Raw genomic sequence first — 17,793 nt, 5'->3', positions numbered from 1 at the left:
GTGGGGTCAGCGCCCGGCCGCCCGCTGCAGCGCGCTGGCGAGCAGGGCGAGGTCGGTCGGCCCGTTGCCCAGCTCGCGCACCGGACGACGGGCCGGCGGCGCCCCCAGCTGGAGCGGGTCGATCGCGACGACGGTGGGCCGCAGGGTGGCGGTGCGCGGGATGCGGCCGCTGATCCGGGCGGTCTGGAACGCGGTCACGCCGCCGTCCGGCAGCCGCAGGTAGCCGCGGCCCGGGGTGGAGTCCGGCAGCGCGGCGGCGTCGCCGAGGTGGATGAGCAGGTCGGAGTCGGCCGGGTCGTCGGTGCGCAGCGCGATCCGCAGCAGGGCGGCCTCGTCGACCTCGGTGCCGGCGCTCTCCTCCGGGCGTCCGGTGGCCACCGCGAGGTGGACGCCGAGCGGGCCGCCGCGCCGGGCGACGGCGGCCAGTGCCCGGGCGAGCGGCCGGCCGGCCGGGGAGGTGGGGGAGAGCAGCGCGTCGTAGTCGTCGACCACGACGACGAGCCGGGCCGGGACCGGGCCGGCGGGTGCGGCCGGCGCGGCGGGCGGCGCCGGCGGTTCGGAGCTGCGGGGCTGGACGATCCGGGGCACGGACGGCGTGCCGCCCGCACCGACGACGGCGGGGACGGGGACGGGGACGGGGACGGGGACGGCCGGCCGGTCGGCGTGGAGGGTGTCGTCGAGCCCCCCGTCGAGGATGCGGGTGGCGTGCCAGGAGGCGAAGTCCAGCCCGTCGAAGAGCCGCTCGCGCAGCACCAGCTCGTCCTCCAGCGCCTCGGCGGCGAGCAGCGCCGCGCGCGGGTCGGTGGCGGCGTTGACCAGCCCGGTGACGTGCGGCAGCTCGGTGCACCCGGCGAGGCCGTCCTCGCCGGCCCGGCCCTCGACGACGGTGACGGCCAGCCGCTCGGGGCGCTCGGAGACCGCCAGCGAGGCGATCAGGGTCCGCAGCAGCTCGGTCTTGCCGGAGCCGCGCGCGCCGCCGACCAGCAGGTGCGGGCCGCCCGGGTCGGGGGACGGGAGGGTGAGCTCCGGGTCGGCGAGGTCGAGGGTGCAGAGCTCGTCGCGCGTGGTGCCGAGCAGGGCGGTGGCGGCGCCGATGCCGCCGGCGTGCGCGTCCCAGCGGGCGGAGAGCTTGGCGGGGGTGACGGTGTCGAGCTGGAGCAGGTCGAGCAGGCGCAGGGCGTCCGGGAGCGGGCCGCGGGTGACGGGTGCGGCCTCGCGCAGCGGGGCGAGGACGCGGGCGAGCCGTTCGGCCCAGGCGTCCGAGACCGCGTCGAGGGAGACCTCGTGCAGGGTCTCCCGGCCGCGGGCGACCGGCCGGTCGAGCGAGAGCTGGGTGCCGACCTCGCCGGTGATCAGGGCGGTGGCGCCGATGCCGCGGGGCAGCAGTTCGGGCTGTTCGGCGAGGCAGACCGGGAAGATGCCGACGGCCGGGCCCTGTCGCAACAGCAGGTCGAGGGCCTGCCGGGCGGCCTGGCTGTTCGGGCGCCCGTCGACCACCACGACGGTGGCGGGGTGGCCGCCGAGACCGGTCGGGCCGGTGAGGCGGGTGGTGAGCTCGGTGAGCCGGGCGGTGGCCTGGTCGTCGTCGAGGCCGAGCAGCAGCCGGCAGTCCTGGCCGTCGGTGGGGCGCAGGTGGGGCAGCCAGAGCGCCCAGGCCCAGGTGTCGGCGCGGTCCTGCGGGGCGCGGGCCGGGTCGGTGTCGACCACGACGAGGCTGAGCCCGGTCGGCGGGTGCAGCGCCGCGAGCTGGGCGACGACGGCGCGGGTGAGCGCGTCGAGCCGGTCGCGCGGTCCGCTGAGGCCGAGGCTCCCGGCGGTCTGCAGGTCGAGCGTGACCGGGACGGCGGGCAGCACGGTGCCGGGGGAGGTGCCGGGGCCGCCGGGCCGGTCGGCGGTGCCGAGCCGCAGGGTGAGCGCGTCGGGGTGGCCGGGGCCGCGCTCCCAGAGCCGGGGGCCGGGGCCGAGCGCGTTGAGCAGCAGGGTGGCGAGGTCGGGCCAGCGCTCGCGCTGGGCGGCGGCCTGCCGGGTGCGGACGGCGGCGTGGTGGCGCTCGGCGCTCTCCTGGCCGGGCGGCTCGGCGGCGGTGCGGCCGAGCCGGAGCGAGAGCAGGCCGCGGCCCCGGCCGGTGGGCGGCTCCGGCGCGGCGGGCGGTTCGGCGGCGGGCGGCGCGGGGCGGACGGGCGCGGGGGCGGCGAGCTGGAGGTGGCCGTGGCCGTCGGGGAGCGCGGCGCGGGCGGGCGCCCCGGCGGCGTCCCCGGCCTCCGGGCCGGTGACCCGGAGGGTGGACTCGCCGATCCGGAGCAGTCCGGTGCCGTCGAGCGGGACGGCCTCCTCGGGCGGGCCGGGCGGCACGATCCGGCCGTCCACGGTGGTGCCGTTGGTCGAGCCGAGGTCGCGGACGGTCACCGTGCCGTCGTCGGCGAGGTGCAGGGAGAGGTGGAGCCGGGAGACGTCCGGGTCGTCGATCGGGACGTCGGCCTCGCCCGAACGGCCGACCCGGATCTCCCGGCCGTGCAGGCGGTGCACGCCGCCGGCGTCGGGGCCGCCGACCACCCGGAGCTCGGCGGCGGCCGGGCCGTCGTCGGGGTCGTCGGCGGTCGGGTCGGGTTCGTTGAGGCTGAGGACGGCGCCGTCCAGCAGCGGGGGGTGGCCGAGCAGCGTGTGCTCGTCCACCCGGTGCGCCCCGGCGTACAGGTGCACGTGGGTGGCGGCCCGCGGGCCGCGCACGCCCACGGCGCCCGCGAGCGCGCCCGCGAGGGATCCGAGCGCGGTGCCGACGGGCGCGGTGACCAGCACGTCGACGTAGGGGATGGCGGAGCCGGCGACTGCCGGTCCGCTGCGCGGTCGGAGGACGGTCAGCCGGATCTGCATCTCGCCCGCGGTCCCTTCTGCTGGTGTGACGCCTGGTGCCGCTGCCCCGGCCCGCCGCGAGTGACGTCGGCGTGGCCGGCACCGCATGGGCCACAAGAGTGGCGACTGTCATCCTGCCATCCGTCACGGACAGTCCGCGCACGGTACCGGATCTGACGATCTTGCGATCATCGCCATGGTGGAGGCGACGGAGGGTCAGGTCAACCGCCGCCCTGCCCGCGGCCGGGGCGAACGCGGCCGGAGGCCTCCGGGTCGTCCCCCGGGGGATGTCCCCCAACCCGGGCGAACCCCCTCGCCGGTCGCCTCAAAAACATGAACGGACACCGTTAGAGTGGCCGGAAACACGGGCCCGGCAGGCTCACCGCACCTGCGGGGGAGCGCCCCGCGCGGGCGGCACGGCGAGGAGTGCGACAGGTGCGGCCAGTCGGCAGCAAGTATGTGCTTGAGGAGACCCTCGGGCGGGGGGCCACCGGCACCGTCTGGCGCGGACGGGTCCGCGCCGACGTCGCCGTGCCCGGCAGCGAGCCGGGGCAGTCGGTCGCGATCAAGGTGCTGCGCGAGGAGCTCGCCGCCGACCCCGACGTCGTGATGCGCTTCCTGCGCGAGCGCTCGGTCCTGGTCCGGCTCACCCACCCGAACATCGTCAAGGTCCGCGACCTGGTCGTCGAGGGCGAGCTGCTCGCCCTGGTGATGGACCTGATCGACGGCCCCGACCTGGCCCGCTACCTGCGCGGCAACGGCCCGTTCAGCCCGATCGCCGGGGCCCTGCTGATGGCCCAGGTCGCCGACGCGCTGGCCGTCAGCCACGCCGACGGCATCGTCCACCGGGACCTCAAGCCGGCCAACGTCCTGCTCGCGACCGCCGTCGTGGACGGCACCGAGCAGATGCACCCGATGCTGACCGACTTCGGCATCGCCCGGCTCGCCGACTCCCCGGGCATCACCCGCAGCCACGAGTTCGTCGGCACCCCGGCCTACGTCGCCCCGGAGTCCGCGGAGGGCCGCCCGCAGACCTCCGCGGTGGACGTCTACGGCGCCGGGATCATGCTGTACGAGCTGGTCACCGGCCGCCAGCCGTTCCAGGGCGACAACCCGCTGGCCGTGCTCCAGGCCCACCTCGCCCAGGAGCCGCAGCGTCCGTCCACGATGCCCGAGCCGCTCTGGACGGTGATCGAGCGCTGCCTGCGCAAGGACCCGGCGCAGCGGCCGAGTGCCGTGACGCTGGCCCGCGCGCTGCGCGTGGTCGCGGCCGGGGTGGGCGTGCACGCCTCCCCGGCGGCGGTGGACGCGGCGCTGGCCGTCGGTGCCCTGCTCCAGCCGGACCGGCAGCCCGCCCCGGTGCCGGGCGCCCCGATGGGGGTGCCGGGCGGACCGTTCGGCGCGCCCGGTGCCGAGGACCGCACCCAGGTGCTCCCGGCAGGCCAGCCGGGCCAGCCCGGTCAGTTCGGCCAGCCCGGCCAGGAGTACGACCCGGCGGCCGCGACGCGGGTGATGGGCACCCAGCCGCCCCCGTACGACCCGGCCGCCGCGACCCGGATGATGCCGCCCGTGCCGCCGCCCCCGCCCGGCCCGCCGCAGCCCGAGGCGCCGCACCCGTGGCAGACCCAGCTGCGCGCGGCCCGCGACCGCAACCAGCAGACCGAGGTCAGCTACTTCGCCCCCGAGGACTTCGACGCCCCGCCGGTCGCCCCGGCGCCGTACCAGGCCGGCGGGCGCCCGCCCGGCCCGCCGCAGGGCCACCAGGCGCCGCAGCAGGCCCCGCAGCAGCCGGGCGGCTACCGGCAGGCCCCGCCGCCGGGCTACGCCCAGCGTCCGCCGGTCGCGCCGCCGCCCTACCAGGCACCTCCGGCGGGTCGTCCGCAGCCGCCCGGCGGCTACAACCGGCCGCCGCAGCACAACCAGGCCCCGCAGGGCGGCCGGCCGCCGCACGGACAGCCGCCCCAGCCGTACGGGCAGCAGGCCCCGGCCGGCCCGCAGGGCGGTCACCGTCCGGCGCCGCAGCAGTCCGCCCCGCCGGCGCCCCCGCGCCGGGCGGAGCCGCCCGCCCCCCAGCGCCGTGAGCCTCCGCAGCGCCGGGCCGAGCCGCCGCAGGAGCCGTCCCGCCGGGAGGCGGCGCCCGCCCGCGAACGGCGTCCGCGCAGCCGCAACCGGATGTACATCCCGGGCCTCGGCTGCCTGAAGGGCTGTCTGATGGTGCTGCTGGTCCTGGCGGTGGCCGCGGTGGCGCTGTGGAACTTCACCCCGCTGCCGGAGTACTGGGACAGCGTGCAGGGCTGGTTCTCCGACGCGAGCGACTGGGTGAGCCACCTGTTCGGCAACTCGAAGAACTGACGGCCGGCCCGGGGAGGCCGGCCCGGGGCGGGGCCCGCGGGGCCGACGACGGGGCCGCCGGCCACCGGCCCCGTCGGGGTCGGTGCCGCGGGCCCGACCGGCAACGGGATTGACGCTATGTCGATAATTCACAAGATTTCTCGGCCCCCAGTACCCGCCGAGCACCGTCAGGCGGCCCCCGGAGGGCGCCCGGACGCGTAGGTTGGTCGCTGTTGTCCCGCCCCACCGAGCGCCCCGCACCCTCCCGGGACGCTCCCGCCGCCCACGGAGCAGCATTGGCACGCAAGATCGGCAGCCGCTACACCGTCCACCAGGTGATCGGCCGGGGCTCGGCCGGGACGGTCTGGCTCGGTGAGGGCCCGGACGGCCCGGTCGCGGTCAAGCTGCTCCGCGAGGACCTCGCGGCCGACCAGGTGCTGGTCGGCCGTTTCGTGCAGGAACGCGCGGCGCTCACCAGCCTCGACCACCCCCGGGTGGTCGGCGTGCGCGACATGGTGGTCGACGGCAACGACCTCGCGCTCGTCATGGAGCTGGTCCAGGGCACCGACCTGCGGTCCCGGCTGGAACGGGACGGCGCGCTCGCCCCGCAGACCGCCGTCTCGGTCATCGCGGACGTCGCCGACGGCCTGGCCGCCGCCCACGCGGCCGGCATCGTGCACCGCGACGTCAAGCCGGAGAACGTCCTGCTCGACCTCTCCGCAGCCCCCGGGCCCGGTGGCGCCCCGCGCGCCAAGCTGACCGACTTCGGCGTCGCCCGGCTGGTCGACGCCCCGCGCCGGACCCGTGCCACCCGGATCATCGGCACCCCCGACTACCTCGCCCCCGAGATCATCGAGGGCCTGGAACCGCGCGCGGCCGTCGACATCTACGCCCTCGCCACCGTGCTGTACGAGCTGCTGGCGGGCTTCACCCCGTTCGGCGGCGGCCACACCGGCGCGGTGCTGCGCCGGCACGTCACCGAGCAGGTGCCGCCGATCCCGGGCCTGCCCGACGGCCTCTGGCGGATCATCGCCGAGTGCCTGGCCAAGGCCCCCGCCTCCCGGCTGCGCGCGGCCGAGCTGGCCACCCGGCTGCGCGAGCAGCTGCCCGCGATGGCCGGGCTGCCGGTGCTGGCCGTCCCGCAGCAGGGCCGCCCGGCGGCCGAGGAGCAGCTCACCCCGGGCGAGGCGGTGTACGCCGAGGTGGACGCCGGACCGGGCACCCACAAGCGGCGGCGCGGCCCGGCCGTCCCGCTGGTCCCGGGGGCCGCCCCGGACTCCACCCGGGACACCCACACCAGCCTGCGCCGCCCCTCCGCGGACGAGCTGGCCTCGTACGCGGCCGAGTCGCGGGCGCAGCGGACCGCCCCGGGTGCGGCGCACCGCCGGGACCGCCAGGCGCTGCTGCGCCGCCGCCGGATGCTGGCGGTCCTGCTGGCCACGGTGCTGCTGCTGGCCGGCGCCGCGGCGGCCTGGACCGCGTTCGCCGCCACCGTTCCGGACGCCGGGCCGGGTCCCCGCCCGGCCGTCGTCCCGACGGCGCCGCGGGCCCCCTAGGGCGCCGCGACCCTGCCCCGCGGGGCAGAGCCGGACGGCCCCGGGGGACGGTCCGCAGGCCCGTCGGGGCGGGCCGGGCGGCGCGCTCGCGGGCCCGGACGCCCCCCGGGGTCGTCCGGTGCCTCCCGGGAACCATTACCCTGGGGGCGTGGCAGCCGTCGATCCTTCCGAAGAGCTCAAGAACCTCGAAACGACCATGGGGTCGATCGAGGCCGTCCTCGACCTGGACAAGATCCGGGCCGACATCGCGGTCCTGGAGGAGGAGGCAGCGGCCCCCAACCTGTGGGACGACCTCGCGAACGCGCAGAAGGTGACCAGCAGGCTCTCCTTCCTCCAGGGTGAACTGCGCAGGGTCGAGGGCCTGCGCAGCCGCATCGACGACCTGGGCGTCCTGTTCGAACTGGCCGAGGCCGAGAACGACGCGGACACCCGCGTCGAGGCCGAGACCGAGCTGGCGGCCGTCGGCAAGGCGGTCGAGGAGCTGGAGGTCCGCACCCTCCTCTCCGGCGAGTACGACGCCCGTGAGGCGCTGATCAACATCCGTGCCGAGGCCGGTGGCGTGGACGCCGCCGACTTCGCCGAGCAGCTCATGCGCATGTACCTGCGCTGGGCCGAGCGCCACGGCTACCCGACCGAGGTCTACGACACCTCGTACGCGGAGGAGGCCGGCATCAAGTCCGCCACCTTCACCGTCAAGGCCCCGTACGCCTACGGCACCCTCTCGGTCGAGCAGGGCACCCACCGCCTGGTCCGCATCTCGCCCTTCGACAACCAGGGCCGCCGGCAGACCTCGTTCGCCGGTGTCGAGGTGCTCCCGGTCGTCGAGCAGTCCGACCACGTCGACATCGACGAGGGCGAGCTGCGCATCGACGTGTACCGCGCGTCCGGCCCGGGCGGTCAGGGCGTCAACACCACCGACTCGGCGGTGCGCATCACGCACCTCCCGACCGGCGTGGTGGTCTCCTGCCAGAACGAGCGCTCGCAGATCCAGAACAAGGCGTCCGCGATGAACGTCCTCCAGGCGAAGCTGCTGGAGCGGCGCCGCCAGGAGGAGCGGGCGGCGATGGACGCCCTCAAGGACAGCGGCAGCTCCTGGGGCAACCAGATGCGCTCCTACGTGCTGCACCCGTACCAGATGGTCAAGGACGTCCGGACCGAGTACGAGGTCGGCAACCCGCAGGGCGTGCTGGACGGCGACATCGACGGCTTCATCGAGGCCGGCATCCGCTGGCGCAAGCAGCGCGAGACCGCCGCGCAGCAGTAGGACGGCGGTTCCCCGCGCAACAGCGGAACCGCGGACCAGGTGAGACGGAGAGGCCCCCGACCGGCAAGCGGTCGGGGGCCTCTCCGATGTGGTGCGTCCCGGTCAGGCCAGCGCCTGCCGCGCGAGCAGCGCCACCGCGAGCAGTCCGGCCAGGACGGCCAGCAGCATCGCGGGGGAGAGCGCGGCGAACGGGTTCTGCTGCTCCTGCAGCCTGGCCCGGGTGGCACGGCACGTGGGGCAGCGGCCCTCGCTCACTCGGCCGTTGCAGTTGGCGCACACCAGATGGTCGCAGGTCATGCGATCTCCTCCTCGCTGCTACGGCCAACGCACCGGACCGGGCCTTGGTTCCTTCATGTGCCCTGTGCGGGGGATCGGTCAACCCCGACCGCCACCTCCACTCTGCCAGGTTCTCCGCATTCCGGCCCCCGGGCTGTGAGATGGCTCCCAATATTCGGGGCAAAGCCGGTCATTCTCCCCCAGGTTTCCGGTTCCGTCGAGGCCCGAGCCTGCGAGCGCGGCGTCGCTTCGCGTATGGTCCCAAGCCGGGAGCGGCCCTTTCGCTCCCCTCGCCCGCCCCTGGGCCGGGCAAGCCGAGGGGTGGACCGACCGAGGACTGGCGCCGCCTAGGATGGCCTCCGTGATGCAGCCGTGATCAGATTCGACAACGTCTCCAAGACCTATCCCAAGCAGAATCGTCCCGCCCTGGACAACGTCTCGCTGGAGATCGAGAAGGGTGAGTTCGTCTTCCTGGTCGGCTCGTCCGGCTCGGGCAAGTCCACCTTCCTGCGCCTCTGCCTGCGCGAGGAGCGCCCCAGCACGGGCGAGGTGCACGTGCTCGGCAAGGACCTGGGCAAGCTCTCCAACTGGAAGGTGCCGCACATGCGCCGCCAGCTGGGCACCGTCTTCCAGGACTTCCGCCTGCTGCCGAACAAGACGGTCTCGCAGAACGTGGCCTTCGCCCTCGAAGTGATCGGCAAGCCGAAGAGCGCCATCAACAAGGTGGTGCCCGAGGTGCTCGACCTGGTCGGCCTCGGCGGCAAGGAGGACCGCATGCCGGGCGAGCTGTCCGGTGGTGAGCAGCAGCGCGTGGCGATCGCCCGGGCGTTCGTGAACCGCCCGATGCTGCTGATCGCGGACGAGCCCACCGGCAACCTCGACCCGCAGAACTCGATCGGCATCATGAAGCTGCTCGACCGGATCAACCGCACCGGCACCACCGTGCTGATGGCCACCCACGACCAGGCCATCGTCGACCAGATGCGCAAGCGCGTCATCGAGCTCGACAAGGGGCTGCTGGTCCGCGACCAGGCCCGCGGCGTCTACGGATACCAGCACTGATCCCTCAGCGCTGAGCCCGTGGGCAGCCCGCCCGCCTCGCCCGACCAGCAGTACCGACCCTGGAGTTGTTGAACGCATGCGCGCCCAGTTCGTCCTGTCGGAGATCGGTGTGGGTCTCCGCCGCAACCTGACGATGACCATCGCGGTGGTCGTCAGTGTCGCGCTCTCCCTCGCCCTCGCCGGTGCCTCGCTCCTGGTCCGGGACCAGGTGAACTCCATGAAGGGGTACTGGTACGACAAGGTCGAGGTCAGCATCTACTTCTGCACCAAGTCGGACGCCCGCAACTCGCCGCAGTGCCAGGCGGGCGCGGCCACCGACCAGCAGATCGCCGAGATCAAGACCCAGCTGGACAAGATGGACTCGGTGGTCCAGTCCTCGACCTTCGAGAACTCCGCCGAGGCGTACAAGCACTGGAAGGAGATGAACCCGGACAACCCGCTCATCTCCGTCCTCGGCCCGGAGGCCATCCCGCAGTCCTGGCGGGTGAAGCTCAAGGACCCGACCAAGTACGACGTCATCCAGAGCGCCTTCGCCGGCAAGCCCGGCGTGAAGTCGGTCGAGGACCAGCGGAAGATCCTGGAGAACCTCTTCGGTCTGCTGAACGGTCTGCAGACGGCGGCGTTCGTGATCATGGTGCTGATGCTCTTCGTCGCCCTGCTGCTGATCGTCAACACCGTTCGGGTGTCGGCGTACAGCAGGCGGCGCGAGACCGGCATCATGCGCCTGGTCGGTGCCTCGAACTTCTACGTGCAGATGCCGTTCATCGCCGAGGCCGCGTTCTCCGCGCTGCTCGGTGCGGTGATGGCCTCCGGCCTGCTGCTCTGCGGCCACTTCTTCGTCCACAGCTGGCTGGCCGAGCGGGTCCAGTTCATCAACTTCATCGGGCTCGGCTCGGTGCTGGCGGTGATACCGCTGCTGGTGGTGGTCGGCATGGCGATGGCCGGCATCGCGGCCTTCTTCACCCTGCGGAAGTACCTCAAGGTCTAGCACCGCCTCAAGGCCCGCCACCGCGCCGGGCCCGACGGCTCCGAGGGCCCCGGCGGCCCCGGACGGCACTGCGCCGTCCGGGGCCGCCGCCGTTCCGCCGCCGACCGTTCCGGCCCGGTGTGCTCCGCGCTGCGCCTACACTCCGATTCCATGCCAGTAACTCCGCGCGGGGCCCGTCAGGTGGCCACCCTCAGCCTGGTGTTCGGTGTGGTGCTGCTGGCCGGCGCCGCCACCGGCGCCTGGGGGGAGCCGGGCACGCCGGGCCGGCCGCCGTCGGCGGACACCGCCCCGGTCGCCGCCGCGACCCTCGGGGCGGGCCAGGACCCGGCCGGCGCCGACCTGTCCGAACAGCAGGCCGAGCACCTCATCGGTGCGGTCGGCGACCGCTGGGGCGCCTACTACAGCGCGCAGGAGTACGCCGAGTTCAGCCAGGGCCTGGGCGGCCGCTACGTCGGGGTCGGCCTCTCGGTCGGCCGCGGCCAGGACGGCGCCACCGCCGTCTCCCGGGTGCAGCCCGCCGGGCCCGCCGCCGCCGCCGGGATCGCGGTCGGCGACCGGCTGCTGCGGATCGGCGCCGACCAGGCCGACCACCTGCCCGTCACCGAGGTGGTCGCCCGGTTGCGCGGACGCGAGGACGGCGAGCGGCAGGTCGGCTCCGAGGTGGTCCTGGCGGTGCAGCGGGGGGAGGGCGAGGTCCGCGAGGTGCGCCTGCGCCGGGCCCTGCTGGACAGTCAGCAGGTGGCCGCCGAACGCCTGGCGGGCGGCGTCGTCCGGGTCACCGTCCGGGCCTTCACCAGCGGGGTGGCCGAGCAGGTCCGGGCCGCCGTGCGTGACGCGCGGGCCGGGGTGGTGCTCGACCTGCGCGGCAACTCCGGCGGGCTGGTCGAGGAGGCCGCCGGCACCGCCGGGGTCTTCCTGGACGGCGGCCCGGTCGGCTCCTACCAGGACCGCGGGGGGACGCGCGAGCTGACCGCCCCGCCCGGCGGGGACCAGCGCACACCGCTCGTCGTCCTGGTGGACGGCGGCACGATGAGCGCCGCCGAGCTGCTCACCGGAGCGCTCCAGGACCGCGGCCGGGCCGTGGTGGTCGGGAGCAGGACGTTCGGCAAGGGCACCGTGCAGCAGCCCAGCCGGCTCGCCGACGGCGCGGTGCTGGAACTGACCGTCGGCCGCTACTTCACCCCGGCCGGCCGCTCCCCGGAGGGCACCGGCCTGGCCCCGGACGTGCCCGCGGCCGACGCCGAGGACACCGCCGGACTCGCCCTGCGGGTGCTCGCCGGCCTGGGCACCCGCGCCTGAACCCCGGCGCGCGCGCCCAAAAGGGGCTGCCCCGACCGGCCCCGAAGTGCGAGAATGGCCGACGCTATGGCAAAGGAAACCGGACAGAAGCTGATCGCGCAGAACAAGAAGGCGCGACACGAGTACACCATCCTCGACACCTACGAGTGCGGTCTCGTGCTCACCGGCACCGAGGTGAAGTCACTGCGCGAGGGTCGGGCCAACCTGGTCGACGGCTACGCGTACATCCAGAACCACGAGGCGTGGATCGACAACGTCTTCATCCCCGAGTACACCCAGGGGACGTGGACCAACCACGCGGCACGGCGCAAGCGCAAGCTGCTCCTGCACAGGATGGAGATCCAGAAGATCGAGGCGAAGGTCCGGGACGCGGGCCACACCCTCGTCCCGCTCTCGCTGTACTTCAAGGACGGCCGGGTGAAGCTCGAACTGGCGCTCGCGATCGGCAAGAAGCTCTACGACAAGCGGCAGACCCTGAGGGAGAAGCAGGACACCCGCGAGACGGCCCGCGCGGTGGCGGCGGCCCGCCGGCGTCAGAGCTGACACGGACGGCTCGGCGTTAATCGGCTGGACCCTCGCCCGTCGCCTCGCGTAGTATGGCGGCAGCACCACGGACGGTCAACGTCCTGTTGTTTCTCAAAAAAACATGGGGATGATCGGTTTCGACAGGGGAAGTCGAAACAGGAGAAGCGAGCCGAGGAACGCGGCAATGATCTCGTTAACCACGTGTCGCAAACAAATAATCGCCAACTCTAAGAGCGATTCCCAGCAGTTCGCTCTCGCTGCCTAATAAGCTCCGATAGCGCTTGGGTGTCAGACCGGGGAGTTCCCGACCCGGACCCTGGCATAATCTAGGGAACTCAACCGTCCACCCGGGCTGCGGGGGTGGATGGGAAATCAAACAGTAGCTGGGCCTGTTGGCGGCTTGTCCGCGTGACTGCCAGGGCCGAGAAAATCACAGCGGACTGCGCTCGGAGAAGTCCTGAATCCACTCCACTGGACCCGGGTTCGATTCCCGGCATCTCCACCACCCCATGTTCACAGTGTGCAGGCCGCCCACCGCTCAGCGGTGGGCGGCCTGCATGTTTTTCGCTCCCGATGCGGCGCGCCACCGCGGTCGCGGCGTAGGATCTTCCGTCCGCTCGTTTCCCAGAGCCGGACTCCCGCCGCAACCACCGAGGCCATGCAGAGCAACACGGACACCAGCAACACGGGCAGCGCCGCCATCGACCACGAGACGGTCCGCGCGCGAGAGATCGCCGGGGAGCAGCGCCACCTCGACACCGTCTACCACCGCCTGGAGGAGAAACTCGCCGAGGCCGAGTACATCCTGGAGGACGCCGCCAAGCGCGTGCACGTCGGCACCCCCGGCGCGCTCGCCGAGCGGGACGCCCAGGTGTACCGGGCCGGCGCGCACCTCCAGCGGCTCAACAACGAGTTCGAGGACTTCCTCTTCGGTCGGATCGACCTCCAACAGCCGGATGCCCCGGAGGAGCACGGCATCCCCTCCAACACCCCGCTCGACCCGGCCGACCCGGCCGTCGCCGAGACCCTGCACATCGGCCGGCTCGGAGTGCTGGACGCCGAGTACGGGCCGCTGGTGATCGACTGGCGGGCCCCGGCCGCGGCGCCGTTCTACCGGTCGACCCCGCTGGAGCCCGGTCGGGTGATCCGCCGCCGGGTGATCCGCTCCAAGGGCCGCAAGGTGATCGGCGTCGAGGACGACCTGCTCCGCCCCGACCTCACGCCCACGCTGGGCGGCGAGGAACTGGCGGTGGTCGGCGACGGCGCACTGATGGCCTCCCTGGGCCGCGCCCGCAGCCACTCGATGCGCGACATCGTCTCCTCCATCCAGAAGGAGCAGGACGAGGTGATCCGCGCCCCCGCGGCCGGGGCCACGCTCGTCACCGGCGGGCCCGGTACCGGCAAGACCGCCGTGGCCCTGCACCGCGCCGCCTTCCTGCTCTACCAGGACCGCCGCCGCTACGCCGGGGGCATCCTGGTGGTCTCGCCGACCCCGCTGCTGGTCTCCTACACCGAGGGCGTGCTGCCCTCGCTGGGCGAGGAGGGCCAGGTCGCCGTCCGCGCGGTCGGTTCGCTGGTGGACGGCATCGAGGCGGGCACCTACGACACCCCGGAGGCGGCCCGGATCAAGGGCTCGGCCCGGATGACGCACCTGCTGCGCCGGGCCGCCCGGGGCGTGCTGGAGCTGGGCGCGCCGCAGGAGCTGAAGGTGGTCGCGCGCGGCGAGGTGCTGCGGCTGGACGCCGGCCGGCTCAAGGCGGTGCGCGGCAACGTCATCGGCTCGGGCGGCACCCCGCTGAACCTGCTCCGCCCGCGGGCCCGCCGGCTGCTGCTGGACGCGCTCTGGCAGGAGGTCACCCGCCACCTGCCCAGACCCACCGACCACTACGCCCGCGAGCAGCGTCAGGAGGAGAAGGAGTCCTTCGACGACTACGTCTCGGACGAGCCGCCGTTCCTGAACTTCCTGGACGCCTGGTGGCCCGTGGTCACCCCGCGCCGGGTGCTCGGCACGCTGAAGCGGACCCGGCACACCAACCGGATCGCCCGCCGCGCCGTCACCCCCGAGGAGGCGAGGGTGCTGGCCGAGTCCTGGCGGCACCTGTCCGAGCAGGGCGAGGGCGCGCTCTCCGCGCACGACGTGGCGCTGGTGGACGAGCTGCAGGTGCTGCTCGGCGAGGCGGCCCGGCCGAAGGTGCGCGAGGTCGACGCGGTGGACCTGCTGACCGGGCTGGAGGAGGTCACCACCTTCGCCGACCGCTCGTCGAGGCAGCGCGACCGCATGCCGCTGGAGCGCACCGAGTACGCGCACATCATCGTCGACGAGGCGCAGGACCTCACCCCGATGCAGTGGCGGATGATCGGCCGCCGGGCCCGGACGGCCACGTGGACCATCGTCGGCGACCCGGCGCAGTCCTCCTGGCCGTTCCCGCAGGAGGCCCAGGCCGCGCTGGACGACGTGCTGTCCGGCAAGCCGCGCCGCCGCTACACGCTGACGGTGAACTACCGGAACCCGGCCGAGATCGCGGAGGTGGCGGCCAAGGTCCTGGCCCTGGCGGCGCCCGGCACGCCGTCACCGAGCGCGGTGCGGCACGTGGGTGTCGAGCCGCGGTTCACGGCGGTGACCGACCCGGCGCCGGAGGCGTTCGGCGCGGCGTGCCGGGCCGAGCTGGAGCGGCTGCTGGGCGAGGTGGACGGCACGGTGGCCGTCGTGGTGCCGATGGACCGGCGGGCCGAGGCGGCCGGCTGGACCGCGGGGCTGGGCGAGCGCGTGGTGGCGCTGGGCAGCCTGGAGGCCAAGGGCCTGGAGTACGACGCGACCGTGGTCGCCGACCCGACCGGCATCGCCGGGGAGTCGGAGGCGGGGCTGCGGGTGCTCTACGTGGCGCTGACCCGGGCCACCCAGCGGCTGACGGTGCTGTCCGGTCCGGACGACCTGCCGGACGCGGCCGGCGTGCCCGCGCTGCTGCGCGACTGACGGGCCGTCGGGCGGGCCCTCGCCGGGGCCCGCCCGACGGGTGCGTCCCCGGCGCGCCGACGGCCCCCGTCGACACCGAAGGCCCCTCACCCGCCGGGTGAGGGGCCTTCAGAAGCTACGACACCGACCCGCCATGCTCGCCTCGCGGCAAGTGGTCCCTCGAAGGGACGAAGGTTGGGCCCGGGGGCTTGGATCGAGCCGGTGTCCCGTCCAATGTAACGCATCGGGCCGCTGAGGCAAGAAGTTGTCGGGTCCGCACACTCAATGAACGTTATTTCTGACTACGCCCTGGTAGGTGCGACGATCGAGGTCTAGCATGCGCAGGCGAGAGCCCTCAACATTTTGTTGAACTCGCAGACGGACGGACGGAAGAAGGAACGTCGATGGCGACGGTGCCCAGTGTCTCGAACTCGATCACGGTGCGGCTGGAGGTTCCGGCCAGAGGCAACGCCGTCAGCGCGATCACCACGGCGGTCGAGTCCTCCGGCGGTTCGGTGACGGGTCTCGACGTGACCGCCTCCGGCCTGGAGGCGCTGCGGATCGACGTGACGGTGGCCGCCTTCTCGGTCGCGCACGGCGAGGAGATCGTCGAGAAGCTCCGGGCCATCGACGGCGTGGCGATCGGCAAGGTGTCGGACCGGACCTTCCTGATGCACCTCGGCGGCAAGATCGAGATGTCCTCGAAGCTGCCGATCCGCAACCGTGACGACCTCTCGATGATCTACACCCCGGGGGTCGCCCGGGTCTGCCTGGCGATCGCCGAGAACCCCGAGGACGCGCGCCGCCTCACGATCAAGCGCAACAGCGTCGCCGTGGTCACCGACGGCTCGGCCGTGCTGGGCCTGGGCAACATCGGTCCGGCCGCCGCCCTGCCGGTGATGGAGGGCAAGGCCGCCCTGTTCAAGCGGTTCGCCGGCATCGACGCCTGGCCGATCTGCCTGGACACCCAGGACACCGACGAGATCGTGGCCGTCGTCAAGGCGATCGCCCCGGGCTTCGCCGGCATCAACCTGGAGGACATCTCGGCGCCGCGCTGCTTCGAGATCGAGGCCCGGCTGCGCGAGGCCCTGGACATCCCGGTCTTCCACGACGACCAGCACGGCACCGCGATCGTGGTGCTGGCGGCCCTCACCAACGCGCTCAAGGTGGTCGGCAAGGAGATCGCCGACATCCGGGTGGTGATGTCGGGCGCCGGCGCCGCCGGTACCGCGATCCTCAAGCTGCTGCTGGCCGCCGGCGTCGAGCACGCCACGGTGGCGGACGTGAGGGGCGTGGTCCACGAGGGCCGCGACGACCTCAACGAGAGCCTGCGCTGGATCGCCGAGCACACCAACCGCTCGGGCCGCACCGGCAGCCTCAAGGAGGCCGTGGCGGACGCCGACGTCTTCATCGGCGTCTCGGCCCCGAACGTGCTGGACGGCGACGACCTGGCCACCATGGCCGAGGACGCGATCGTCTTCGCGCTGGCCAACCCGGACCCGGAGGTCGACCCGGCGGTGGCCCGCCAGACCGCCGCGGTGGTCGCCACCGGCCGCAGCGACTTCCCGAACCAGATCAACAACGTGCTGGTCTTCCCGGGTGTCTTCCGCGGCCTGCTGGACGCCCAGAGCCGCACGGTCAACACCGAGATGATGATCGCCGCCGCCCGGGCGCTGGCCGCCACCGTCGGCGACGACGAGCGGAACCCGAACTACATCATCCCGAGCGTGTTCCACAAGGACGTCGCCAAGACCGTGGCCTCCGCCGTCCGGGACGCCGCCCTGGCCGCCGCCTCGGAGGCGCCCGCCCCGTGGCGGCCGACCCCGGGCATCGTGGGGACGCTCGACACCTCGTCCTTCCCCTCCGTCAAGCTCTGACCGGGCCGCTCGGCCCGTGTCGCGCATCGGTCAAATGACCGAATAGCGACCTTACCCGCCCAATCCCGCCCCGAACCCTTGCGACACAAGGGCGAGGGGCGTGTTTGGGCTTGTCGGACCTAGGGCGTACGGTAGCCCTGCACGGGGCAGGCGTGTCCGACAAGTACGGAACGTCCCCCTGGTCTTCCGGCGCGTCGTCCCGACCGCCGCCCGCGCCCGGTCCGCCGGAGCCGACGGAGCGTCACACCTCCGGCGGGCGGGCGCTGTTCGGGTCGTGACGCCGGGGCCCGATTGGCTTTCTCGGGGCCGGTCGGGGCAGGATTCGTATCCGGGCAGGCAGGCGGGCCTTCGAGGGCACGGCGCGCGGCACTGGGTGCGGACCCGGCCCGCGACCACGCATTGCCTGCATGAGCACAGTGTGCGGACCTGCGGCCCATCCGGGTGCCCCCCGGTGGGAGCACCGATGGGCCCCCGCACACCGCAAGCGAACAGACCACAGGAGTACACATGAACCGCAGTGAGCTGGTGGCCGCGCTGTCCGAGCGCGCCGAGGTGACCCGCAAGGACGCCGACGCCGTTCTGGCCGCCTTCGCCGAGATCGTCGGCGAGGTCGTCGCCAAGGGCGACGAGAAGGTCACCATCCCCGGTTTCCTGACCTTCGAGCGCACCCACCGCGCCGCCCGCACCGCCCGCAACCCGCAGACCGGCGAGCCGATCCAGATCCCCGAGGGTTACAGCGCCAAGGTCAGCGCCGGCTCCAAGCTGAAGGAAGCCGCCAAGGGCGCCTGAACCACCCCTTGAACGCCTGAGAG

Annotated in this window: 12 protein-coding genes and 1 other RNA gene; 11 read left to right on the top strand and 2 right to left on the bottom strand. The window is 73.8% G+C overall.

From position 1 onward, the window contains the following. Positions 1-6 precede the first annotated feature (6 nt). Positions 7-2,871, bottom strand: coding sequence for an FtsK/SpoIIIE domain-containing protein (locus PUR56_RS39520; protein ID WP_329952514.1), 2,865 nt, complete (start codon positions 2,869-2,871; stop codon positions 7-9). Positions 2,872-3,285: 414 nt separating this feature from the next. On the opposite strand from PUR56_RS39520, the gene PUR56_RS39515 reads away from it, so the two are divergent. From PUR56_RS39515 to prfB, 3 genes are all read left to right on the top strand, one after another. Further along, complete coding sequence (locus tag PUR56_RS39515; RefSeq protein WP_329952513.1) at positions 3,286-5,202, top strand: serine/threonine-protein kinase; 1,917 nt, start codon at positions 3,286-3,288, stop codon at positions 5,200-5,202. 275 nt (positions 5,203-5,477) lie between these two features. Further along, the gene (locus tag PUR56_RS39510; protein ID WP_329952512.1) at positions 5,478-6,737 is read left to right on the top strand and encodes a serine/threonine-protein kinase; all 1,260 of its coding nucleotides are present in this window, start codon (positions 5,478-5,480) and stop codon (positions 6,735-6,737) included. A gap of 148 nt (positions 6,738-6,885) precedes the next feature. Further along, a complete protein-coding gene (gene prfB, locus PUR56_RS39505; RefSeq protein ID WP_329883744.1) occupies positions 6,886-8,001 on the top strand; it encodes a peptide chain release factor 2 in 1,116 nt (371 codons plus the stop codon). A 102-nt stretch (positions 8,002-8,103) separates the two neighbouring features. On the opposite strand, the gene PUR56_RS39500 is transcribed toward prfB, so the two are convergent. Then, positions 8,104-8,298, bottom strand: coding sequence for a hypothetical protein (locus tag PUR56_RS39500; protein ID WP_329883576.1), 195 nt, complete (start codon positions 8,296-8,298; stop codon positions 8,104-8,106). A 351-nt stretch (positions 8,299-8,649) separates the two neighbouring features. On the opposite strand from PUR56_RS39500, the gene ftsE reads away from it, so the two are divergent. From ftsE to PUR56_RS39460, 8 genes are all read left to right on the top strand, one after another. Next, positions 8,650-9,339: a cell division ATP-binding protein FtsE gene (gene ftsE, locus PUR56_RS39495; RefSeq protein ID WP_329883577.1), complete on the top strand. Its 690-nt coding sequence runs from the start codon at positions 8,650-8,652 to the stop codon at positions 9,337-9,339. Positions 9,340-9,415: 76 nt separating this feature from the next. Then, positions 9,416-10,327, top strand: a complete 912-nt coding sequence (gene ftsX, locus PUR56_RS39490) for a permease-like cell division protein FtsX (protein WP_329883578.1) — start codon at positions 9,416-9,418, stop codon at positions 10,325-10,327. Positions 10,328-10,477: 150 nt separating this feature from the next. Further along, positions 10,478-11,626, top strand: a complete 1,149-nt coding sequence (locus PUR56_RS39485; RefSeq protein WP_329952511.1) for a S41 family peptidase — start codon at positions 10,478-10,480, stop codon at positions 11,624-11,626. Positions 11,627-11,692: 66 nt separating this feature from the next. After that, on the top strand, positions 11,693-12,169 hold the full coding sequence (gene smpB / locus PUR56_RS39480; RefSeq protein WP_329883580.1) for an SsrA-binding protein SmpB: 477 nt from the start codon (positions 11,693-11,695) through the stop codon (positions 12,167-12,169). Positions 12,170-12,274: 105 nt separating this feature from the next. Then, positions 12,275-12,656: a transfer-messenger RNA gene (gene ssrA, locus PUR56_RS39475) on the top strand. Positions 12,657-12,809: 153 nt separating this feature from the next. Next, positions 12,810-15,125, top strand: coding sequence for a HelD family protein (locus tag PUR56_RS39470; protein WP_329952510.1), 2,316 nt, complete (start codon positions 12,810-12,812; stop codon positions 15,123-15,125). A gap of 383 nt (positions 15,126-15,508) precedes the next feature. Next, entirely contained in the window at positions 15,509-16,981 is a 1,473-nt protein-coding gene (locus tag PUR56_RS39465; RefSeq protein ID WP_329952509.1) for an NAD-dependent malic enzyme, read from the top strand. Positions 16,982-17,488: 507 nt separating this feature from the next. Then, entirely contained in the window at positions 17,489-17,770 is a 282-nt protein-coding gene (locus tag PUR56_RS39460) for an HU family DNA-binding protein (RefSeq protein WP_030308200.1), read from the top strand. Positions 17,771-17,793: the final 23 nt, after the last annotated feature.

Origin of the sequence: Streptomyces sp. BE303, assembly GCF_036290945.1 — a bacterium.
GTDB lineage: Bacteria > Actinomycetota > Actinomycetes > Streptomycetales > Streptomycetaceae > Kitasatospora.
The sequence above is the reverse complement of the archived record's forward strand: the minus strand, read 5'-3'. Positions and strand labels throughout refer to the sequence as shown.

What these genes read in the sequence shown, in the direction of transcription:
- PUR56_RS39520 (WP_329952514.1), bottom strand. Translation starts at nt 2,871, where the DNA reads ATGCAGATCCGGCTGACCGTCCTCCGACCGCGCAGCGGACCGGCAGTC.
- PUR56_RS39500 (WP_329883576.1), bottom strand. Translation starts at nt 8,298, where the DNA reads ATGACCTGCGACCATCTGGTGTGCGCCAACTGCAACGGCCGAGTGAGC.
- ftsX (WP_329883578.1), top strand. Translation starts at nt 9,416, where the DNA reads ATGCGCGCCCAGTTCGTCCTGTCGGAGATCGGTGTGGGTCTCCGCCGC.
- PUR56_RS39485 (WP_329952511.1), top strand. Translation starts at nt 10,478, where the DNA reads ATGCCAGTAACTCCGCGCGGGGCCCGTCAGGTGGCCACCCTCAGCCTG.
- smpB (WP_329883580.1), top strand. Translation starts at nt 11,693, where the DNA reads ATGGCAAAGGAAACCGGACAGAAGCTGATCGCGCAGAACAAGAAGGCG.
- PUR56_RS39470 (WP_329952510.1), top strand. Translation starts at nt 12,810, where the DNA reads ATGCAGAGCAACACGGACACCAGCAACACGGGCAGCGCCGCCATCGAC.
- PUR56_RS39465 (WP_329952509.1), top strand. Translation starts at nt 15,509, where the DNA reads ATGGCGACGGTGCCCAGTGTCTCGAACTCGATCACGGTGCGGCTGGAG.
- PUR56_RS39460 (WP_030308200.1), top strand. Translation starts at nt 17,489, where the DNA reads ATGAACCGCAGTGAGCTGGTGGCCGCGCTGTCCGAGCGCGCCGAGGTG.